Origin of the sequence: Dactylosporangium sp. NPDC000244 (genome assembly GCF_040300725.1) — a bacterium.
Classification (GTDB): domain Bacteria; phylum Actinomycetota; class Actinomycetes; order Mycobacteriales; family Micromonosporaceae; genus Dactylosporangium.
In genome coordinates this window covers 14,850-35,992 of sequence record NZ_JBEPEH010000043.1, presented here as the reverse complement: position 1 = coordinate 35,992, position 21,143 = coordinate 14,850, and the positions used below count along the sequence as shown (strand labels likewise).

Sequence of the window (21,143 nt, the reverse complement as noted above, 5' to 3'; positions counted from 1 at the left end):
ATCAGATGTCGAGGAACCGGACGTCCTTGGCGTTTCGCTGAATGAACGAGCGGCGCGCTTCCACGTCTTCGCCCATGAGGACGCTGAAGAGCTCGTCCGCGGTTGCAGCGTCGTCCAAGGTCACCTGGCGGAGCATCCGGGTCTCGGGGTTCATCGTGGTCTCCCACAGCTCCGGGTAGTTCATCTCGCCCAGACCCTTGAACCGCTGGATGTCATCCGGCTTCGCGTTGGGCTTGGTGCGCTGCCGCAGCTCGATCAGCCCGTCGCGTTCCCGGTCGGTGTACGCGTACTGCGCGTCGTCACCCTTCTTGTTCCACTTGATCTTGTACAGCGGGGGCGCCGCGAGATACACGTGCCCGAGCTCGATCAGCGGCCGCATGAACCGGAACACCAGCGTCAGCAGCAGAGTCTGGATGTGCTGGCCGTCGACGTCGGCGTCGGCCATGAGGATCAGCTTGTGGTAGCGCAGCTTCTCGATGTCGAACTCGTCGTGGATGCCGGTGCCCAGCGCCGTGATGAGCGCCTGGACCTCGTTGTTCTTCAGCACGCGGTCGATGCGCGCCTTCTCCACGTTGAGGATCTTGCCGCGGATCGGCAGGATCGCCTGGACCCGCGGGTCGCGGCCCTGCTTGGCCGAGCCGCCGGCCGAGTCGCCCTCGACGATGAACAGCTCGCACAGGCGCGGGTCGTTGGACTGGCAGTCGGCCAGCTTGCCCGGCATCGAGCCGGACTCGAGCAGCGACTTGCGCCGGGCCAGCTTGCGCGCCTGGGACGCGGCGATGCGCGCCCGGGCGGCCTGCGAGGCCTTGGTGATGATGGTCTTGACCTCGGCGGGGTTGCGATCGAACCAGTCGACCAGCCACTCGTTGCACACCTTCTGCACGAAGCTGCGTGCCTCGGTGTTGCCGAGCTTGGTCTTGGTCTGGCCCTCGAACTGCGGGTTGGCCAGCTTCACCGAGATGATCGCGGCGAGGCCCTCGCGGATGTCCTCACCGGTGAGCTTCTCGTCGCCCTTGAGGAACTTCTTGTCCGCGCCGTACTTGTTCACCACCGACGTCAGCGCACTGCGGAAGCCCTCCTCGTGGGTGCCGCCCTCGTGCGTGTTGATGGTGTTGGCGAACGTGTAGACGCTCTCCCCGTACGACTCGTTCCACTGCATGGCGATCTCGACCGCGATGCCCTCGCCCTCGGCCCCGAACTCGACAACGGTGCGGTGGATCGGGGTCTTGGTCGCGTTGAGGTGCCGCACGAAGTCGGCGATGCCGCCCTCGTAGCAGAAGACGACCTCCCGCTTCTCCTCCGGCGTGTCCGGGCGCTCGTCGCGCAGCTCGATCCGAAGGCCGCGGTTGAGGAAGGCGTACTCCTGGATGCGCCGGTACAGCGTCTCGTAGACGAACGTGGTCGTCTCGAAGATCGTCGGGTCGGGCCAGAAGGTGACGCTGGTCCCGGTGCGGTCCGTCTCCTCGCCCTTCTGCAGCGGGTCCGGCTTGGAGTTGTTGTACCGCTGGCGCCAGACGTACCCGTCCTTGTGGATCTCCAGGTCGATGCGCGTCGAGAGCGCGTTGACGACCGAGATGCCGACGCCGTGCAGACCGCCGGAGACCGCGTAGGCCTGGCCGTCGAACTTGCCGCCGGCGTGCAGCACGGTCAGCACGACCTCGACCGTGGGCCGCTTCTCCTTGGGGTGCATGTCGACCGGGATGCCGCGGCCGTTGTCCACGACGCGCACGCCTCCGTCGGCGCGCAGCGTGACCTCGATCGTGTCGCAGAAGCCGGCCAGCGCCTCGTCGACGGCGTTGTCCACGACCTCCCACACCAGGTGGTGCAGGCCGCGCTCGCCGGTCGAGCCGATATACATGCCTGGCCGCTTGCGGACCGCCTCGAGCCCCTCGAGGACGGTGATCGAAGAGGAGTCGTAGGACTGTTCGGGCTTGTTTGCTGCCACCCTCGGTCGCTTTCTCGCACTGGCCGGCCGCGCTGGTGGGCGCCCCGGGTCGCGTGCGGAGTCGGTGCGTGTGCGGTGACGGAAGAAGGCACGCTGGTAGCCGACGCTCCTCTGGCAAGCGCCCTGACCTCCTGCGGCCGACCACCGCTGTGACGCACGCGCGGGATGTGATCGACTGTTCTCTGAGCCGATGCAATCCTACTGTGTCCGGGCGACAATTTCGCACCGGGACGGGCCTGTAGTCCTCGTAGCGGGCCGAACGGTGCGGGCCGAAGGTCCCCCCACGCGGGAGGGGTACTCCGGCCTGGTGGCGGGCGGCACAGGCAGTACAGCCTCCGATTCCGGCTTTTGGAGCTTCCGGGGGTCGCGCAAGGGGCCGTTCGTGCCGTATGTTCGCCGCCGCGGGGCGGGGCAGAAGTGAAAGATGAGGGGTGCGCGATGGGGCTCGACAACGTCGCCGTGCAGTGGCCGCGCACCGGCCGCTTCTATGATCCGGTGGCGCCGGCCGAGTTCGTCGACTTCGCCGACCTGGCGGAGAAGCTGCCACTGCACGCCGGGCCGGCGTCGGCCCTGGCCGATCACGTGGCCAAGACGGGCACTGTGCGCGTGACCGGGTACACCGAGCTCGTCGACCTCCTCTTCGGACTCAACGGCGTGCTCTTCGCCACAGATGCGGCCGCCGAGGACGAGGATCCCGTCATCAGCCCGGACGACTGCGCCTGGATCGCCGGCGGGCTGGAGCGGTTCGTCAACGGCCACGCCGAATACGGCGACGAGATCACGTTCGAGACCGTGAGCTCGGTGCTGCGCAAGGCCCTCGAGGGCTCCCGCCTCGCCGAGCAGCAGCTGCGCTGGCTCCAGAGCCGGCTGGACGCGCTGCGGGACGACTCCGGCAACGCGCCGCAGTGGTCGTACTCCATCTCCGAGCTCGACGTGCTGGCCAAGTTCTACCGCCGCTGCGCCCACCGGGGCTTCGCGGTCTATGCCGACTTCTGAGCAGAACTTCTAAGGCTCAGCCGTAGGTGTCGCGGGGCCCGCGGCCCCGGATGCGGCGCGGCCCGCTGCTCCACGACGGCGTGCTCGGCCCCTGGATGTGCAGGCGCTTGACCACGTTGTGACCGACCTCACGCGCGATGCCGGCCAGGAGCTTGGCCGCGAGCATCTTCAGCTGGGTCGCCCACGCGGTCGACTCGGCCTCGATGGTCAGCTCGCCGTCCTCCAGCTTGAGCGGGCGGCTGTGCGCGGCGATGTCCTCGCCGACGACCTTGGCCCACTCGCCGAAGATCCGCGCCTCGCGGGTCGGCTGCGACCAGCCCCGCTGCTTGACCAGGCGCTCGAGCACCGAACCGAAGGGCTGCGGGTCGCGGGGGTCCGGCCCCGGTCCCGTGTACCCCCGCCGGCGCGGCTGCCCGTCGAGCACGGACTTCCGGCGCGGCTGGGCACGGTGCTTGGCCAGCGCGGCCTCGACCGCCGCGCGCGCGAGCTCCGGCCCGGACTTCTCCGGATTCGCCTCAGACACGTCGAACCTCCCCGCCGCCGACCTCGAAGCGCATCCCGCGCAACGTCGACGGAACATCATCCTCCACCGCGCAGGTCACGATCACCTGGCTCGCCGAGCCGACGAGCGCGGCCAGCCGGTCGCGCCGGCCCGCGTCGAGCTCGGCGAACACGTCGTCGAGCACGAGCACCGGCTCGACGCCGTCGTCGCGCAGCAGCTCGTACGCGGCCAAGCGCAGCGCGAGCGCGTAGGACCACGACTCGCCGTGGCTGGCGTACCCCTTGGCCGGCAGCTCGCCGAGGGTCAGCGTCAGCTCGTCGCGGTGCGGCCCGACCAGCGTCACACCCCGCTCGATCTCCGACGGTCGCGATTCCGACAGCGCGGCGAGCAGGGCCGCCTCGAGATCGTCGCCGAGGGCGCACGACGCGTTGTAGGCGATCCGCGCGTCGGAGCGGCTCGCGCTGACCGCGGAGTACGCCTTGGCCACGTGCGGGGCGAGCGCTTCGACGAGATCGAGCCGGGCGCGCACCAGCTGGGCACCGTGGCGCGCCAGGTGCGTGTCCCACACGTCCAGGGTGGACAGGTCGCCGCCGCGGCTGCCGCCGGTCTTGCGCGCCAGGTAGGAGCTGCGCAGCAGGGCGTTGCGCTGCTTGAGCACCCGGTCGTAGTCGGACCGGACCCCGGCGAAGCGGGGCTGGCGGGCGACGAGCAGCTCATCGAGGTACCGTCGCCGCTCTGAAGGGTCTCCGCGAATCAGCGAGAGGTCCTCGGGCGCGAAGAGCACCAGGCGCAGGGCGCCGAGGATGTCGCGCGTGCGGGTCACGGGCGAGCGGCCGAGGCGGGCCTTGTTGGCGCGGCCGGGCTCGATCGACAGCTCGATGAGCAGCTCGCGCTCGTCGTGCACGACGGCGCAGCGGACCACGGCGCGGGCCGCGCCGAAGCGGACCAGCGGCGCGTCCGTGGCGACCCGGTGCGACTCCAGGGTCGCCACGTAGGCGAGGGCCTCGACGAGGTTGGTCTTGCCGACCCCGTTGGGGCCTACGAGCACGCACGGCCCGGGGCCCAGCTCGACGACGACCCGCTCGTAGCTGCGGAAGTCGACGAGCTCCAGGCCCCGGACGTACAAGTTCAGTCCTTCTTGACCGCGTGGCCGCCGAACTGGTTGCGCAGCGCGGCGACGGCCTTCATCGCCGGCGAGTCGTCCTGGCGCGAGGCGAAGCGGGCGAACAGCGAGGCCGCGATGACGTTCATGGGCACGGCGAGGCGGATGGCCTCCTCGACGGTCCAGCGGCCCTCGCCCGTGTCGTCGGCGTAGCCCTTGATCCCGGCCAGGTCGGGGTCCTCGTCCAGGGCGCGGTCGAGCAGGTCGAGCAGCCAGGACTGCACGACGGAGCCGGCCCGCCAGCTCTTGATGACCTCGGGGATGTTGTCGACGTACTCCGACGCCTCGAGCAGCTCGTAGCCCTCGGCGAAGGCGTGCATCATGCCGTACTCGATGCCGTTGTGGACCATCTTCGCGTAGTGCCCGGCGCCCGGCCCGCCGGCGTGGGCGAAGCCGAACTCGCCGGCCGGCTTGAGGCCCTCGAAGATCGGCATGCAGTGATCGACGTACTGCTTCTCGCCGCCGACCATCAGCGCGTAGCCGTTGGTCCGGCCCCAGATCCCGCCGGAGACGCCCACGTCGAGGTAGCCGATGCCCTTGGCGCCGAGCCGCTCGGCCCGCGGCTTGTCGTTGCTGAAGCGCGAGTTGCCGCCGTCGATCACGATGTCGCCGGCCTGCAGCAGATCCGAGAGCTCCTCGATCGTGGGCTCGGTGAACTGCACCGGAACCATGATCCAGACGACGCGCGGGGCGCCGAGCTTCTCGACGAGCTCGTTCAGGTTCGCGACGTCGGTGACGTCAGGGTGATGGTCGAAGCCGATGACCTCATGCCCGGCGGCGCGCAGCCGCTCGCGCATGTTGAAGCCCATCCTGCCCAGGCCGATGAGACCGAGCTGCATTGTCGTGCCTCCGAATCAGCTGCCGATGCGAACCGGCATGATCAAGTACCAGTACCCAGGGACGATTTCTCCATCATCCTTGGCCGGGGACATGACCGCAGGCTTCTTCGGGTCAGTGAACGACAGCACCGCGATCGGCGCGTCGAGCGCCTTGAGGCCGTCCAGCAGGTACTGGTGATTGAAGGCGATCGTCATCGGCTCGCCTTCGTACTGGCAGTCCATCGCCTCGCTGGCCTTCGCGTCCTCGCTGCCGCTGGCCTCCACGACGAGCCCGTCGGTGCTGAACGACAGCCGGACCGGGGTCTGGCGCTCCGCGACCAGGCCGACACGCCGGACCACCTCGTTGAGCGCCGCCACCGGGATCCGCGCCTGCGCGTTGTGGGTGTCGGGCAGCAGGGCCCGCACCTTGGGGAAGTCGCCGTCGAGCAGCCGGGACGTGGTGCGCCGGCTGCCGCCCGCGAAGCCGATCATGCCCTCGCCGACCTTGCCCCGCGACAGGGCGACCGACACCGATCCGCCGAGCGGGCCGAGGGTCTTCGCGGTGTCGTCGAGCGTGCGGGCGGGTACGAGCGCGGCGATGCTCATGTCGGGCTCGTCCGGGCGCCACTCGAGCTCGCGGACGGCCAGGCGGTACCGGTCGGTGGCCAGCAGCGTGAGCTTGCTGCCCTCGATCTCGATCCGCACGCCGGTCAGCATCGGCAGCGTGTCGTCCTTGCCGGCCGCGATCGCGACCTGCGACACGGCCCCGGCGAACACGGTGGCCTCGACGGTGCCCGCGGACTCGGGCATCTCCGGCAGCGTCGGGTAGTCCTCGACGGGCATGGTCGGCAGCGTGAACCGCGCGCTGCCGCACGTGATCTCGACGTGCGCGCCGACCGCGGCGAAGTCCACCGGCTTGGCCGGCAGGGCCTTGGTGATCTCGGCGAGCAGGCGGCCGGAGACGAGCGTCGCGCCGTCGGCGTCGGCCTGGACCTCGACGGTCACCTGGCTGGAAACCTCGTAATCGAAGCCGGACACCTGCAGGCGACCGTCAGCGACGCGCAGCAGAACGCCGGCGAGCACGGGCACCGAAGGGCGGCTGGGCAGGCTCTTGGCCGTCCAGGCGACGGCATCGGCGAGCGCGTCGCGCTCGACTCGGAACTTCATCGCGGTCCTCCCGCATCGTCATCGGTACTTCATGTTCGCCGCTGTTCGCGCGCCAGATGCCCTGGCCGCCGGGATTTCGCTCCGGGGCGTACGTGTGTGGGCTCGATTGTCGCCGGTGCCGGGGTCGCTCATCGAACCTTAGGGCCTCCGGAGGGCGGTCGTGCACCGACCCCGCCGAACCCGGCGGCCCGACCCGATCCACACGCTGATGATTGTTTTTCTTCTCTTCTTAAAAGAAAAACTACTCGTAATCATAGGTGGTGTGGAAACTGTGGAAAACCCGTGTTTACGCAGGTCAAGGCACTTATAGCACTGGGTATGAGCTGTGCATGAGCCGGTGGGCTCAGCCCTGTGGATTGTGGACGAACGAATATCCACAGGAGTTTTCCACCGGTTGTCCACCGGTAATCCCCAGGGTTTTCCCGTGGTTGTGGATATCGTATGGCCCGAACTCCACTCACGTTCGGTCACCTGTCCACCACTCTCCGGATGCATCCACAAGTCTTCCACACGTGCTCCCCAGGGGTTATCCACAGCCTGTGGGCAAGGCCTGTGTGCTTTCGGTAGTCACCCGGTTACTCACCCCCGGAATTTGGCACGAACGAAGTTATCCACAGGATTTCTGTGGACAGCGTGTGGAAGCTGGGGACAACTCGACCAACCCCGGGCCCTATGTGGCTGTGGATGACCAGGCAAAACCTGTGGGCGGGGTGTGGACAACGTAGGGCCACTTGGCGACTACCACGAGGTCGGCCGGGCGCGCAGGGTGTGGACAACGACTTGTCCACACCCTGTGAAGAGGGCCGGTGGACGACCGGATCACTGTGGAAAAGCGGCTCAGGTCGTCTGCTTGATGCGGTTCGTCAGCTCGGCGATCTGGTTGTAGAGCGAGCGCCGCTCCGCCATCTGCTGCCGGATCTTGCGGTCCGCGTGCATGACGGTCGTGTGGTCGCGGCCGCCGAACGCCTGCCCGATGCGGGGCAGCGAGAGGTCGGTCAGCTCGCGGCAGAGATACATCGCCACCTGACGCGCGTTCACCAGGACCCGCGAACGGCTGTGCCCGCGCAGGTCCTCGAGGCTCACGCCGAAGTAGTCCGCCGTCGACGCCATGATCTGGTCGGCGGTGATCTCCGGGCCGGAGCCGTCGGGGATGAAGTCGCGCAGGACCTCCTCGGCGAGGCTGAGCTCGACCGGGGACCGGGTCAGGTTGGCGAACGCGGTGACCCGGATCAGGGCGCCCTCGAGCTCGCGGATGGACGAGGCGATCCGCGACGCGATGAACTCCAGCACGTCCGGCGGCGCGAAGAGCCGCTCCTGGGCCGCCTTCTTCTGCAGGATCGCGATACGCGTCTCGAGGTCCGGCGGCTGGATGTCGGCGAGCAGGCCCCACTCGAACCGCGTGCGCAGCCGGTCCTCGAGCGTGGCCAGCTGGCGCGGGGAGCGGTCGGAGCTGATCACGATCTGCTTGTTGGCGTTGTGCAGGGTGTTGAACGTGTGGAAGAACTCCTCCTGGGTGCGCTCGCGGGTCTCCAGGAACTGGATGTCGTCGATCAGGAGGATGTCGACGTCGCGGTACCGCCGCTGAAACGCCTGCGTCTTGTCGTCCCGCAGGCTGTTGATGAAGTCGTTGGTGAACTCTTCCGTCGACACGTAGCGCACGAAGCGCGCATTGCCGAGCATGGTGGCGTACTGCCCGATCGCGTGCAGCAGGTGCGTCTTGCCCAGCCCGGAGCCGCCGTAGATGAACAGCGGGTTGTAGGCCTTGGCCGGCGACTCGGCGACCGCGACCGACGCGGCGTGCGCGAAGCGGTTGGACGAGCCGATGACGAAGGTCTCGAAGGTGTACTTCGGGTTGAGCCGGTTTCCGGCGGAGTCCCCGGCCGGCGTGGCGTTGCGGCGGTCCTCGCGGCCGGTGCCCGGCGTCGACGGCCGCGGCGGGGGCAGCTCCTCCCGCGTGGGCTCGTGCGGCTCGTACTTCGACGACTCGTAGCGACCGAGTTCGGCCGCGGCCTCCACGGCGGTGCCGGAGTGCTCGTTGCGCCAGGAATCCGCGGGCTTGACGTCGCCCGGGAGGTCGAACAGGCGGTCGTGCTCCGGCGGCGGTACCTGTGCGACGCCCCGGTGCTCGGTGACCCGCCGCTCGCCGAGCGGGTTGACGCGGTGCTCGGGCATCCGCTCCGTCGGCTCGTCCCCGGACATCGGGGCGCCCGGCAGCGGCTCGCGCAGCGACTGCGACGCGCCGTTGGACCAGTGCGACGCCGACGGGGCCGGCAGCGAGGGCGCGTCCTCGGGCGGCCGGACGGTCACGGCCACCTGGATGGCCCGGCCCAGCAGCCGCGAGAGCGCCTCGGTGATGACCGGGCGCAGCCGGCTCTCGATCATGTCGCGCGAGTACGGGTCCGGCACCGAGAGCAGCGCGGTGTCCTCGACGATCGCCCGCAGCCGCGTCATGCGTAGATACGCACGCTGCTGCGCCGAGTCGAGCCCGTCGGCGAGCTGGTTCGTCGCTGCGTTCCAGATCGCTGCGAGGTCGGTGTCCGTCACCGTTCGCGCACCCCCATCATCATTCGCGGCCCCCACCGCGAGTGGACGGTGCCCGGTTCTTCCCGCCGTCCCGGGTCATCATTGTCCACAGGTTTTCCACAACCTGTGTATCAACGAGTCATGTCCCATGGACGGATCGTCCTGATTCCCTCTTGTCCCGTGCTGACCGTGCGGTGATCAGCGCTTACGCAGAGGTCATGCAGGTCGGGCGCGTGTCTGCCCCCCTCGCAGAACGCCCGTCGAATCCCGGAAAGTCCAGTTTGTCCCGTCGCCGGAGTCGCGGTGTCTACCGGCAACCGGGCACGTTAACAGCGTTGTCCACAACCACTCAACCTTTGTCCACAACGAGCCTGTGGATTTCGGCCTCTACCAGGCATTTCTTTGTTCACACCCCGGCTCGCAGCGTGATCGTTGACGGTCCGTGAGGCGGCGCGTACCCTGTTTCGGTTGGAGGACCGCTCCCTGGTAAACTCCAATCACTGATCGACATCCCGTGGGCGCCTCCTCCGCGTCCCGCCAGTCACGAAGACGGAGCCCCGACGTGAGCAAGCGCACCTTCCAGCCGAACAACCGCCGGCGCGCGAAGACCCACGGCTTCCGGCTGCGCATGCGCACCCGTGCCGGCCGCGCGATCCTGTCGGCGCGCCGCGCCAAGGGGCGCGACCGCCTCTCGGCTTAGTTGTCAGTTCGAAGCCGTTTCTTCGACCGGGCCTTCCGGGAGGCAGCGTGCTGGCGGCCGCTCAGCGACTGCGGCGGCGGGAAGACTTCGCCGCCACCATTCGCAACGGACGTCGCGCCGGCCGGGGGGCAGTGGTTGTGCATTTCCTGAACCCCGGGCCGTCGCGGCCCGGGGTTTCCGGCGTTTCGGATCCTTCTGACTTGTCGCCTTCGGCCGGGTTTGTGGTCTCCAAGGCGGTGGGCAACGCCGTCGTGCGCAACACGGTGAAGCGGCGGCTGCGGCACCTCGTGCGCCCGCGCCTCGCCGACCTGCCCGCGGGCTCCGTGATCGTGGTGCGGGCGCTGCCCGAGGCGGCGACCCGGTCCTTCGACCTTCTGCAGCAAGACCTGGACTCGGCGCTGGAAGCCGCGCGCCGACCGAAGATCCGAGGTGTCCGTCGATGAACGTCGGAGCCCGGATCGTGGCAGCTCCCATCGTCGCGTACCGTCGTTGGATAAGCCCGGCGTTGCCGGCGCGTTGTCGGTTCTACCCGTCGTGCAGCGCTTATGCCCTGGAGGCGGTCGGCACGCACGGCGCGGTGAAGGGAATCGGCCTCGCGATCTGGCGGCTGCTGCGCTGCCACCCATTCCACCCCGGTGGGTTCGACCCGGTGCCACCGCGCCGGGGACACTCGCCCGAGCCCGAGTCGACGTGACTGGAGCGGTGTCGTGATTAGCAAGCTGATGGCCGGGATCTACTGGCTGATCTCAAAGGTGATGCTGTTCTGGCACACCGTCTGGGATTCGATCCTGCCGGACCACCGGGTTCTGAGCACCAACTGGCAATGGGTCCTGGCGATCGTCTTCCTGGTGATCACCGTCCGGGTCGTGCTGTTCCCGATCTTCGTCAAGCAGATCAAGTCGCAGCGCGCGATGCAGGCGATCCAGCCGAAGATGAAGGAGCTGCAGGAGAAGCACAAGGGCGACCGGGAGACCCTCCAGAAGGAGGTCATGAAGCTCTACCAGGAGGAGAAGGTCAACCCGCTCATGGGCTGCCTTCCGATGTTCCTGCAGATCCCGGTCTTCATCGGCCTCCTGCACGTGCTGCGCCACCTCCGGCCGGGCATGTCCGACCACAGCATGGAGCTCTACGGCTGGACCAAGTCGGAGTTCCTCAGCGCCGTCGACGCCCGCCTCTTCGATGCCCCGATCGTCGCCAAGTTCAGCAGCAGCACGGCCGAGCTGCTGAAGATCGATGCGAGCTCGACCACGGTGAAGATCGTCGCCGCCATCCTGGTCGCGCTGATGATCACCACGACCTACCTGACGCAGCGTCAGATGATCAAGAAGACGGGCTGGAACACCGACCCGCAGCAGCGCATGATCCAGAAGTTCATGCTCTACGGAATCCCGTTCTTCACCCTGACGTCCGGCTGGTACTTCCCGATCGGTGTCATCATCTACTGGGTCACGAACAACGCCATCACGCTGGCCCAGCAGTACTGGGTGCTGCACAAGTACCCGCCGCCGGCGAGCGCGTCGACCAGCAACACGCCGTTCAAGGGCGGCGCCAAGAAGGCCGCCGACGTCAAGCAGCCGAGCGGGTTCGGCGCGCTGTTCGCCAAGGCCCGCGAGGACGCCGCGGTGCAGCAGCGGACCAACGGCAAGGGCGCGGCGAAGGCGACCGGCGCCAAGGCCAACGGCACGGCCCCCGAGGCCGCCGGGCCGTCCCGGGCTCCGAAGCCCGGCGCCAAGCCGATCAACCCGAAGAAGGGTGGCGCCGCGAAGCGGCAGTCGGGTTGATGCGACCCCGCTGGGCCACCCCTCAACGAGCCCAGCGCGGGGCGCTCCCTGCAAGCAACCCACCCCTCACCGACGACCTGTGACGGCGCCTCGGCGCCCCAAACAAGCGGAGATGAGTTTCGTGACCGACACCACCAGTGATCTCGGCGCCGAGGACTTGGACGAGCAGACGGCTGCCGCGTCCACCGAGTCCGAGACCGAAGGCGACGAGGAGTCCTCGGCCTCGGCCAACGGCTCGGGCCGCTCGAGCGCGGACCTGTTCCGCGAGAGCGAGATCGCGGCCGACTACGTCGAGGGCCTGCTCGACATCCTCGACTACGACGGCGACATCGACGAGCTCGTCGTGAGCGGCCGGCCGGTCGTCGAGGTCGTCGAGGGCGGGGACGGCTCGGGCAAGCGGCTGCAGGCTCTTGTGGGCCAGCGGGGCGCGACCCTCGAGGCGCTGCAGGAGCTGAGCCGGTTGGCCGTGTTCCGGCAGACGGGTTCGCCGAGCCGGCTGCTGCTCGACGTGGGCGGGTACCGGGCGCTGCGGCGCAAGGAGCTCGGGGCGATCGCGAAGAACGCGGCCGAGAAGGTGAAGGAGTACGGCGAGGCTGTGCGGCTGGAGCCGATGAGCGCGTTCGAGCGTAAGTGCGTGCACGACGTCATCAACGCCCTGCCCGGGGTGGAGAGCGAGTCGGAGGGCGTGGAGCCGTCCCGCCGGATCGTGGTTCGCCCGACCGCTTGATTTTTCTGCTCTTCCTGAACCGCCCCGGCATTCGTCCGGGGCGGTTCTGTTTTTTGCCCTCGGCCTTTTGCTCTCGGCCTTTCGCCGGCCCGGTTGCCCTCGGCCTCTTGCCCTCGGTTTCGCTCACGGCTGCCTTGTCCTTATCGCCAGCCCGGTCCGGCCTTGCGTTGGCCGCTTCCGCTCTGGCCCGCGGTCCCGCTTGGACGCTCCCCCGTCGCCACGGGCATACTGGTTGTTGACGCGACTGGCGGCATCGAGGATGGGCAACCATCGGGAAGCCTCGTCGTGGGAGTCGACCGCCTGGGCTCTCACGTGTGACGAGGAGTCGTATGCCCAACTCACCAGCTTCCGCTTCCCACCTCGCCGACTCCACTCCGTCGGCCGGTTCCGCCCCGTCGACTTCCACCCCCTCGGCCGGTTCCACTTCCGCGCCTGGTTCGACTTCCGCGCTTGGTTCGACTTCCGCGCCTGGTTCCGCTGCCGGTTCCGGTCCCTCGGCGGCGCCTGGTTCCGCGCCCGTGTCCGGCTCCGCTCGCCTGCTGCCGGGTGCTCCGGTGGCGGAGAGCATCCTCGCGGACGTCGCCACGCGGGTGGCGGCCCTCCGCGCTCGAGGCATCACCCCGTCCCTGGCCACGATTCTGGTGGGCGACGACGACGCCAGCGCCGGGTACATCCGGATCAAGCAACGCCAGGCCGCCGAGCTCGGCTTCGACTCCCCGCACCGCCACCTCCCGGCGGACGCGACGCAGGCCGACCTCCACGCCGCGATCGACGAGTTCAACGCCGCCCCAGACGTGCACGCGCTCCTGATCCAGTACCCGACGCCGAAGCACCTCGACTACGACGCCGCCCTCATGCGAGTCGACCCGGACAAGGACGTCGACGGGATGCACCCGCTGAATCTGGGTCGCTTGGCGGCCGGCATCCCGGGCCCGCTCCCCTGCACCCCCGCCGGCATCGAGGCACTGCTGGCCCACTACGAGATCCCCGTCAGCGGCCGCGAGGTCGTGATCCTCGGCCGCGGCGCGACACTGGGCCGCCCCTTGGCGATGCTGCTGGCCCAGAAGCGGCCCACGGCGAATGCCGCCGTGACCGTCGTGCACACCGGGGTGCCGGACTGGCCCCGGTACACGCTGCGCGCCGACATCCTCATCGCCGCCGCCGGCGTCCCGGGCATCATCCAGCCGGAGCACGTGAAGCCAGGCGCGATCGTGATCGGCGGCGGCGTACGGTACTCCGGCCGCCGCCTCCTCCCCGACGTAGACGAGTCCTGCGAAACGGTGGCGGGCGCCATCACCCCGCGCGTGGGCGGCGTAGGCCCGACGACAGTGGCCATGCTCTTCCGCAACGCCATCGAGGCCGCCGAGCGCCGTTTCACGTGAAACGGGTCCGGAGGGGCGGGGTGCGTTTGCCGCTCCTCCGGCTCTGCTCGGTCTCGATAAGCATCGTCTCCGCGTGCCGTTTCCGCGTGCCGTTTCCGCGTGCCGTTTCCGCGTGCCGTTTCCGCGTGCCGTTCGGTGTTGTCGAGAAGAATCGAGGGCCTGGGCGTCGACGGCGCGTGAGATACCCAGTCCGTGTTTGGTGGCTCCTGGGGTCGGACTCGCCCGGTGGCTTCGATCGGCGAGGGGAAATTCGTGGCTGCGGCTTGTCGCCCGCCTACGAGGGCCCTGCGTCTGCTCGTGAGTCCGTGGTCGTTCGGCCCGTCCGCCGAGCTCGGCCGCCGATATTCAATGCGGCCCTGCGGCGGGGTGGGCGGCGGCGACGCGCACGGGTCGTTCCGCAGACGAGGGGATGTAGGAGTCGATCGACTGCCAAGCGGCTCGAGCGACAGCCGAGGAGAGTTGGCCGCCGGCCCGGTGAGGATTAAGGGGCCTGAGGTCTTGCCGGGCGGTCTTCGGCATCAGTCGCGAACTGGTGACTTCTCCGCTCGTCCGAACTCGCCAGCACGGTGCCAAGGGGGGAGGACATTGGCTCCGCGGACGAGTCCCCCGCCCAGCCAACTGACGCCTCGCGTGGCCGATTTGCTTACCCCCGCGCTAGTCCAGCCGGCCCGGTGCGTTCGTTCCCCACCGCCGTCCCGAGGCCCGCCCGCTCCAGCTGCCGCTCACGTATTGCCCCGCTCCGAGTCGGCCGGCCGCACCCGCGCCGCGCCCGCCCCGTCGCACCCGAAGCGCGCCGGCCCGTCGCACCCGAGGCGCGCCCGCCCGTCGCGCTCGGATTGCGTCCATCGGTCGCAGCGGGTCGCGCGCTCGCCAGTCGCCCCGTGCCGAGCTTCCTGGTCGCACCTTCCCGTCCGGCGGTGCCGTCGGCGCGTCGAGGGCTCTCAGTCTGCGACACCGCGCTGGACCACAACCGACTGCCGACTCGACACGGACACGCCTCCCGCAAGGCCCGGAGCAATCACGCGCTTCCGGTCGCATCCCGCATCCCAGCTCGTGCCCCAATGGCGCTCGTGCGCCAGCAGCGATGGCCACGTCGCTCGGAATGCACGCCCACGCGGCTCGGGTGCCCGGCCCACCCCTCCACGCCGGCCAAAGCGCCCAATCGGCTCCGCCGCCGCGCTTGCCTCCCCGTCGTTTAGCCGCCTCGCGTCGCGACCGCACCACTCGCGCCGTCAAGCACTCCGCACCGACCGCCAGCACTCACCGGGCAACCCGCCCCGAGCCGAGCCCGAGTCGTATCCCCCGCCCCTCCGGTAGCGCCAGCCCTGTCAGCCCCACCGGCCCCGCGGCCACCACCCACCCAAGGACCACCGCGCCCCACCGACCACGTTTCACGTGAAACACGCCCGCCCGGGTGCTCCCCGCGTCCGGGGCTCGCGAGCCGAACATGGTTTGCTTGACCTCATGGACGGTGCAGTGCCCAGCGAGATTCTCCCCGTGGCCGAGAAGGTCTTCGGCGATCGGCTCCCCGCCGCGACCCGCTTCGCGGAGTTGCTCGTTACCGATGGAGTTGTGCGTGGGCTCATTGGGCCTCGCGAAGCGCCCCGCATCTGGGAGCGGCACCTCCTGAACTGTGCCGTGGTCGCGGACCTCATTCCGTCGGGTGCCTCCGTCGTCGACGTCGGGTCAGGAGCCGGTCTCCCCGGTATGGTGCTGGCAGTGGCTCGTCCCGACCTGTCCGTCACCCTGGTCGAGCCGCTCGCACGACGTACCGCATTCCTTTCCGAAGCGGTGACGGCCCTCGGCCTCGAGCGGACCACCGTGGTCCGCGCCCGGGCCGAGGAGTGCGTCGGCAAGCTCGCGCTCGCCGACGTCGTCACCGCCCGAGCCGTCGCTCCGCTCGACCGGCTCGCCGGCTGGTGTCTCCCCCTCACCGCCATCGGCGGCCATCTGCTCGCGATGAAGGGCGCCTCCGCGGCGGCCGAGGTCGCCGAGCACGCGGAGGTCCTGACGAAGCTCGGTGCGGGTACGGCCTCGGTGCGCACGTGCGGGGACGCCGTCCTCGCCGAGCCCACCACCGTGGTCGACATCGTGCGGGAGCGAGAAGGCGTGCGCGTCCGCAAGGCCGGGGCCGCGCGCGAGCGGGAAGCCGCGCGGGCCCGAGACGCGGGAGACGCGCGGCAGCGGGAAGGCGCGCGCCCCCGGAAGTCCGGTGGGCGTCGCGGCCGATAACCGGGGGCGTGTTCCGCGACCCCCGGGCAACGGGGGAACGGGGACCACGCATGGCGGACGGCAGGGCGGTCGGCATCGGATGGCCGATGTCGCCGATACAGCGACTCGGCGGCCTGCTCCGGCGAGTTGACGGATTTCTGGTCTTTTGGCGGCCGAGTTGGGGTGAGAAGGCCAACGACGCGCCGGTGAGTCATGGCTCCGCCCGGCGAAGCGCCGTAGGCTGGCCCAGCGCCACTCTTCTGTCCGACGGAACGGCACCCGATGGGGCCGGCCTGGACGGAACGGATCCGGACGGCGAGCGCCCCGCGGGGGCGGACGACTCCGGAGCCGGTACCGCCGGGACGACCCCCAGGGCGGCGGACTCCGGCCCACGGGCGGCCCCCGGCGAACCCTCCACCGATGCGACCGACGGACTCGACACCGTCGACCACGCGGCGGATGTTCCCGAGGACCACGGGTCGGCGGACGAGGCGGCCGAGGGTGCACACCTTTCCGAGCGGGACGGGACTGACATGGTGCGCGACAGCGATGATGGTCCGGGCTACGGCGATGCAGACGGTCATGTTTCACGTGAAACGGGGATAGAGGGCTGGGGCGTACGCCCGAGTGGCCGGCCGGTGCCACAGCCCCGAGCAGAGCACGGCGACTCCTCGCGCCCGGTCGAGCCGGTGCGATTCGAGGCCCCCGGGGCACCCTCCGCGACTCCGGGGCCGGTCTCGCCGAACGTGCCTCATGCGGTACCGCCGCGAAATCCCGTGTCCGCTCCACCGCACGGCTCGCCGACGCGCTCGGATGCGGAGTCGACACGCGGGGGCACGGTGGATTTTCAGGTAGCGGGCCCGAACGAGCGCGGCGCAACCGGTACCCTTTACGGCCGGGGAGTATCGCCAACAGTCGACGCTTCTCAGGCCGAGGTGCGGCCCGAACGACGGAACCCACCATCCCCCCGGCCTCACCCGTCCGTCGTCACCGCGGATACCGAGGGCGCCATGACTGACGCGTATGTTTCACGTGAAACCGAAGACCCCCCGCTGGCACAGGAGGCAAAACGCGCCGTGGAGATTCTCAACCCGAGCGGGGAGATCACCATGCCCCGCCCACCACGGCGCCGCACGATGTGTGTGGCCAACCAGAAGGGCGGCGTCGGGAAGACGACCACCGCGGTGAACATCGCCGTAGCCCTCGCGCTCCACGGCAACCGCGTGCTGGTGATCGACCTCGACCCCCAGGGCAACGCCTCGACCGGACTCAACGTGCCCCACCACTCGGGCGTGCCGGACGTGTACGACTGCCTCATCGACGGCGCCCCTCTGGACGCGGTGACCCAGCAGGTCGAGGGCATCCCGAACCTCTGGGCGGTACCGGCGACGATCGACCTCGCCGGGGCGGAGATCGAGCTCGTCTCGGTCGTCGCCCGCGAGTCGCGACTCAAGCGCGCCATCGAGGCCGGCGGCGACAACTACGACTACATCTTCATCGACTGCCCGCCCTCCCTCGGCCTCCTCACGGTCAACGCGCTCGTCGCGGCCGAGGAGGTCCTGATCCCGATCCAGTGCGAGTACTACGCGCTGGAGGGCGTGCAGGCGCTCACGAACAACATCGAGCTCGTCCGGTCGCACCTCAACCCGAACCTCGACATCACGACCGTGCTCCTGACGATGTACGACCGGCGCACGCGCCTGGCCGACCTCGTCGAGCAGGACGTGCGGAACCACTTCGGCGAGAAGTGCCTGAATGCGGTGATCCCCCGCAACGTGCGGGTATCGGAGGCGCCGAGCTACAGCCAGTCGGTCATGACGTACGACCCCGGCTCGCGGGGTGCGGTCAGCTATTTCGAGGCGGCGCAGGAAATCGCGCTGCGCGGTGCGCAGGGCGCACAGGTGGGAGGGGTCGCATGAAGTCCAACCGACGTGGGGGTCTCGGGCGAGGGCTCGGCGCTCTCATCCCAACCGCCGCCGCGCCGGCCGAGGGTGCGACCGGCACGGCGACCGCGCTCGCCACTCCCCCGAACGTCACGAACGGCGCCCCGGCGGAGACCCCGGCGGCTCCGGCTCCGGCCCCGGCGGCCGACGCGCTCGCTCCGGTGCCGGGCGCCCGGTTCGCCGAGATCCCGGTCGGCGCCATCACGCCGAACCCGAAGCAGCCGCGGCAGGTGTTCGACGACGAGGCGATCGAGGAGCTGAAGACCTCGATCCAGGAGGTCGGCTTCCTCCAGCCCATCGTCGTGCGTGAGCTGCGGGAGGCCGAGGGTGAGAAGCAGTATGAACTCGTCATGGGCGAGCGTCGCTGGCGGGCCGCCCAGGCGCTGGGCAAGGAGGCCATCCCGGCGATCGTCCGCGAGACGCGCGACGACGCGATGCTGCGGGACGCGCTCCTGGAGAACATCCACCGGGCAAACCTGAACCCGCTCGAAGAGGCGGCCGCGTACCAGCAGCTGCTCGAGGAGTTCGGCGCGACGCACGAGGAGCTCGCCAAGCGCATCGGCCGGAGCCGCCCGCAGATCTCGAACACGATCCGGCTCCTGAACCTGCCGGCCCCGGTCCAGCGCCGCGTCGCGGCGGGCGTCCTCTCCGCCGGGCACGCGCGGGCGTTGCTCGGCCTGGAGGACTCGGGCGAGCAGGAGTCGCTGGCGACGCGGATCGTCGCGGAGGGCCTGTCGGTGCGCGCCACCGAGGAGCTCGTCCAGCTGGCCGTGGCGGAGGGCGCGCCGAAGAAGTCGGCCCCGGCCCAGCGCCGCGCCAAGCCGCACGCGCCGGCGCTGTCCGATCTGGCCGACCGCCTCTCGGACCGCTTCGACACGCGGGTGAAGGTCGACATCGGCCGTCGCAAGGGGCGCATCACGATCGAGTTCGCGACGGTCGACGACCTGGAGCGGATCGTGGGCATCATCGGCGTGCCGGAGGAGCAGTCGGCGACACAGGAGCAGTAGCGCCTCAGCGCAGAGCGAGGGCCGATCCCGTACCAATCGGGATCGGCCCTCGTGCTTTTCCAGAGATCCATGACTCGGGTCCGCGTCACGATCTGACCGTTGCTCCCGCCAGACAATGGGCGGTCCCGAGGGCCTTCGGCCGGAGGGGCCCGCCCAGCCAGGTCCGCGGTGCCAAGAGCAAGAACCGACCCCAACGGGGGCCGAAAAGTGCCATTCCGAAGCTCCGGAGGCCGAAAAGTCGGCGGGGAGAAATCTTGAGAGAACGGCTCTGAGCGAATCTTGTCCACAGGGGTTATCCACAGGCTCACCCGTTTCACGTGAAACCGAGCGCTGAATGCGTTGCAGCCCTGTGGATGAACATGGCCACACGTAGGACGACCTCGATCGCGTCATCCACAGCACAATCCACCGAGCCTGTGGATAACTCGCCCACTGTCCACAGGGTACGGACACCGGGCTCCCGGTCGGCTAGGGTCGGCTTCGTGCCCGAGTCGCCGCAGCAACCGCGAGAGCTCCCCGCCTTCACCTACTGGCCCACCTTCCCGTTCGAGGGCGACATTCGCGTCAAGCGCCTCCTCGATCCGGTGCCGATCGAGCCCCCGCGCCACGGCGACAACCCCGCCGAGTGCCGGGCCTGCGCGGCGCCGGACGACGCGTACATCTGGGTGAGCGACCGCTGGCGCGTCCGCGCGCTCGATCGCCCGACGGGCCTGCCGGCCGTGCTGATCCTCGAGTCCCGGTCGCACCTCGACCTGGGCGACCTGCCGAACATGCTCGCGGCCGAGCTCGGCGTGATGACCGTCCGCCTGGAGCGCGCGATCCGCTCGCTGGACGACGTGGCCCGGGTTCACGTGAACCGCTGGGGCGACGGCGCGGCGCACCTGCACGTGTGGTTCCTCGCCCGGCCCTATGGACGGCTCCAGCTCCAGGGCACCTTCCTCGCGCTGTGGGACGACATCCTGCCCCCGATTCCGGAGGATCGCTGGCGCGAGAACCTGGCGATGGTCGCCGCCTGGCTGGCCGAGTTCGGCGGGCGCCCGCTGGCCGAGCCGCCGCGCATCAACTGGACCGCCCCGACGAGCCTGGCCGAGCGCGAGGCCCAGACCCAGCCCGACGACGCCCTGGAGCCGGCGGCCGCCGCGGCCGAGAACGACGACGTCGTAGTCCCGGAGCCGGCCGCGGGCAACGGCGACGCACCGGACGACCCGGCCTCGCAACAGCCCTCGACCCCGACCCGCTGACCCGACGTCGGGAGCGAAAGCGCCTGCGGCACGGGCGGCAGCACCCGCGACACGGGCGCGCGGCCACGTACGGTAGCCGTCCGGCCATCGCGATCCACCCGAACGGTCGCCGGGGGGAGCGGGGATAAGGAACTGTCCGCGGATGGGTCCCACGGCGTGTCACGAGTGCGTACGATCAGGGACGAGCTAATCCCGGGTGCGGTGGAGATGGGCCAATGTCGCGACGTCTCGTCAGTCTGACGCTGGACACCCTCGAGGATCTTCCTCGATCGTGCCGTGACTGCGTGTTCTGGGAACTCGATCCCGTCTCCGCCGATCGGGCGTGTGCCAACGGCGACCCGGGCCTCGAGAAGGAGGCCTGGGTCTCGCAGACGCTGCTCGAGTGGGGCTCGTGCGGCAAGCTCGTGTACGTCGACGGAATGCCGGCCGGATTCGTGATGTTCGCGCCGCCCGCGTACGTGCCGCGAAGCATGGCCTTCCCGACGTCCCCGGTCTCACCCGACGCCGTGCTGCTCATGACCGCGCACGTCGTGCAGCCGTTCGCCGACGGCGGGCTCGGCCGCATGCTCGTCCAGGGCGTCGCGCGCGACCTGACCAAGCGCGGCGTGAAGGCGATCGAGGCGTTCGGCGACGCGAAGTTCGGCGAGGTCGACGAGGCGGGGCGCAACGAGCGCGGCTGCCTGGCGCCGGCGGACTTCTTCCTGTCGATCGGCTTCAAGACCGTACGACCGCATCCGCGCTATCCCCGTCTGCGTCTCGAGCTGCGAACCGCCCTGTCGTGGAAGTCGGACGTCGAGTACGCCTTGGAGAAGCTGCTCGGCTCGATGAGCCCGGAGTCGCTGCTCCGCCCGGTGCTTCCCGTTCGCCCGGCGACTCGAGAGATGACCTCCGGCTGAGCCGATCGAGTCCGTAAAGGCTCCCAAATACGGGCAAATCCCCGCGCCGCTTGCTGCCCGACCAACGGCCACGCAAGCCGGCGCTCCGCAGCGCCGATCGGAGGCGTCGGTCGGGTTGGCTGGCCGGGTTTCTCCGTTCCAG

Annotated in this window: 17 protein-coding genes, 1 pseudogene and 1 riboswitch; of the genes and pseudogenes, 12 read left to right on the top strand and 6 right to left on the bottom strand. The window is 69.7% G+C overall.

The genetic code is table 11. The features are described from left to right. Position 1: 1 nt before the first annotated feature. The gene (gyrB, locus tag ABT369_RS45320; protein WP_350622602.1) at positions 2-1,945 is read right to left on the bottom strand and encodes a DNA topoisomerase (ATP-hydrolyzing) subunit B; all 1,944 of its coding nucleotides are present in this window, start codon (positions 1,943-1,945) and stop codon (positions 2-4) included. 438 nt (positions 1,946-2,383) lie between these two features. Here gyrB and ABT369_RS45315 point away from each other — a divergent pair, with 438 nt between their 5' ends. Beyond that, on the top strand, positions 2,384-2,941 hold the full coding sequence (locus tag ABT369_RS45315) for a hypothetical protein (protein ID WP_350622600.1): 558 nt from the start codon (positions 2,384-2,386) through the stop codon (positions 2,939-2,941). Between the two features lie 16 nt (positions 2,942-2,957). Here ABT369_RS45315 and ABT369_RS45310 read toward each other — a convergent pair whose 3' ends face one another. The 5 genes from ABT369_RS45310 to dnaA form a co-directional block, all read right to left on the bottom strand. After that, positions 2,958-3,521: a DciA family protein gene (locus ABT369_RS45310; protein ID WP_502891907.1), complete on the bottom strand. Its 564-nt coding sequence runs from the start codon at positions 3,519-3,521 to the stop codon at positions 2,958-2,960. Further along, the gene (recF, locus tag ABT369_RS45305) at positions 3,457-4,569 is read right to left on the bottom strand and encodes a DNA replication/repair protein RecF (RefSeq protein WP_350622596.1); all 1,113 of its coding nucleotides are present in this window, start codon (positions 4,567-4,569) and stop codon (positions 3,457-3,459) included. The genes ABT369_RS45310 and recF overlap by 65 nt, the downstream gene beginning before the upstream one ends. Before the next feature lie 2 nt (positions 4,570-4,571). After that, positions 4,572-5,444, bottom strand: coding sequence for a phosphogluconate dehydrogenase (NAD(+)-dependent, decarboxylating) (gene gnd / locus ABT369_RS45300; protein ID WP_350622594.1), 873 nt, complete (start codon positions 5,442-5,444; stop codon positions 4,572-4,574). A gap of 15 nt (positions 5,445-5,459) precedes the next feature. Beyond that, positions 5,460-6,590 (bottom strand): DNA polymerase III subunit beta, encoded by a 1,131-nt coding sequence (gene dnaN, locus ABT369_RS45295; RefSeq protein ID WP_350622592.1) that lies wholly within the window; start codon positions 6,588-6,590, stop codon positions 5,460-5,462. A gap of 837 nt (positions 6,591-7,427) precedes the next feature. Then, entirely contained in the window at positions 7,428-9,134 is a 1,707-nt protein-coding gene (gene dnaA / locus ABT369_RS45290; RefSeq protein WP_350622590.1) for a chromosomal replication initiator protein DnaA, read from the bottom strand. Positions 9,135-9,675: 541 nt separating this feature from the next. Here dnaA and rpmH point away from each other — a divergent pair. The 11 genes and pseudogenes from rpmH to ABT369_RS45235 all read left to right on the top strand — a co-directional run bounded on the left by rpmH (position 9,676) and on the right by ABT369_RS45235 (position 21,001). Next, positions 9,676-9,813 carry a 50S ribosomal protein L34 gene (gene rpmH / locus ABT369_RS45285; protein WP_033360019.1) on the top strand — a complete coding sequence of 46 codons (138 nt, stop codon included), beginning with the start codon at positions 9,676-9,678 and terminating at the stop codon, positions 9,811-9,813. 47 nt (positions 9,814-9,860) lie between these two features. Then, positions 9,861-10,256 carry a ribonuclease P protein component gene (gene rnpA, locus ABT369_RS45280; RefSeq protein ID WP_350622587.1) on the top strand — a complete coding sequence of 132 codons (396 nt, stop codon included), beginning with the start codon at positions 9,861-9,863 and terminating at the stop codon, positions 10,254-10,256. Then, positions 10,253-10,524, top strand: a pseudogene (gene yidD / locus ABT369_RS45275) (membrane protein insertion efficiency factor YidD). Before rnpA ends, yidD begins: the two are co-directional and overlap by 4 nt. Positions 10,525-10,535: 11 nt before the next feature. Then, entirely contained in the window at positions 10,536-11,594 is a 1,059-nt protein-coding gene (gene yidC, locus ABT369_RS45270; protein ID WP_350622728.1) for a membrane protein insertase YidC, read from the top strand. Positions 11,595-11,706: 112 nt separating this feature from the next. Next, entirely contained in the window at positions 11,707-12,321 is a 615-nt protein-coding gene (locus tag ABT369_RS45265; RefSeq protein ID WP_350622585.1) for a Jag family protein, read from the top strand. Between the two features lie 230 nt (positions 12,322-12,551). Next, positions 12,552-12,634: riboswitch (ZMP/ZTP riboswitch) on the top strand. 241 nt (positions 12,635-12,875) lie between these two features. Further along, on the top strand, positions 12,876-13,703 hold the full coding sequence (locus ABT369_RS45260; RefSeq protein WP_350622583.1) for a bifunctional 5,10-methylenetetrahydrofolate dehydrogenase/5,10-methenyltetrahydrofolate cyclohydrolase: 828 nt from the start codon (positions 12,876-12,878) through the stop codon (positions 13,701-13,703). A 1,464-nt stretch (positions 13,704-15,167) separates the two neighbouring features. Continuing rightward, positions 15,168-15,935, top strand: coding sequence for a 16S rRNA (guanine(527)-N(7))-methyltransferase RsmG (gene rsmG, locus ABT369_RS45255; protein ID WP_350622726.1), 768 nt, complete (start codon positions 15,168-15,170; stop codon positions 15,933-15,935). Between the two features lie 512 nt (positions 15,936-16,447). After that, positions 16,448-17,833 carry a ParA family protein gene (locus ABT369_RS45250; protein ID WP_502891910.1) on the top strand — a complete coding sequence of 462 codons (1,386 nt, stop codon included), beginning with the start codon at positions 16,448-16,450 and terminating at the stop codon, positions 17,831-17,833. Further along, positions 17,830-18,864 (top strand): ParB/RepB/Spo0J family partition protein, encoded by a 1,035-nt coding sequence (locus tag ABT369_RS45245; protein ID WP_350622581.1) that lies wholly within the window; start codon positions 17,830-17,832, stop codon positions 18,862-18,864. Before ABT369_RS45250 ends, ABT369_RS45245 begins: the two co-directional genes overlap by 4 nt. Before the next feature lie 482 nt (positions 18,865-19,346). Beyond that, entirely contained in the window at positions 19,347-20,105 is a 759-nt protein-coding gene (locus tag ABT369_RS45240) for a hypothetical protein (RefSeq protein WP_350622579.1), read from the top strand. Positions 20,106-20,320: 215 nt separating this feature from the next. After that, complete coding sequence (locus ABT369_RS45235; protein WP_350622577.1) at positions 20,321-21,001, top strand: GNAT family N-acetyltransferase; 681 nt, start codon at positions 20,321-20,323, stop codon at positions 20,999-21,001. Positions 21,002-21,143 lie beyond the last annotated feature (142 nt).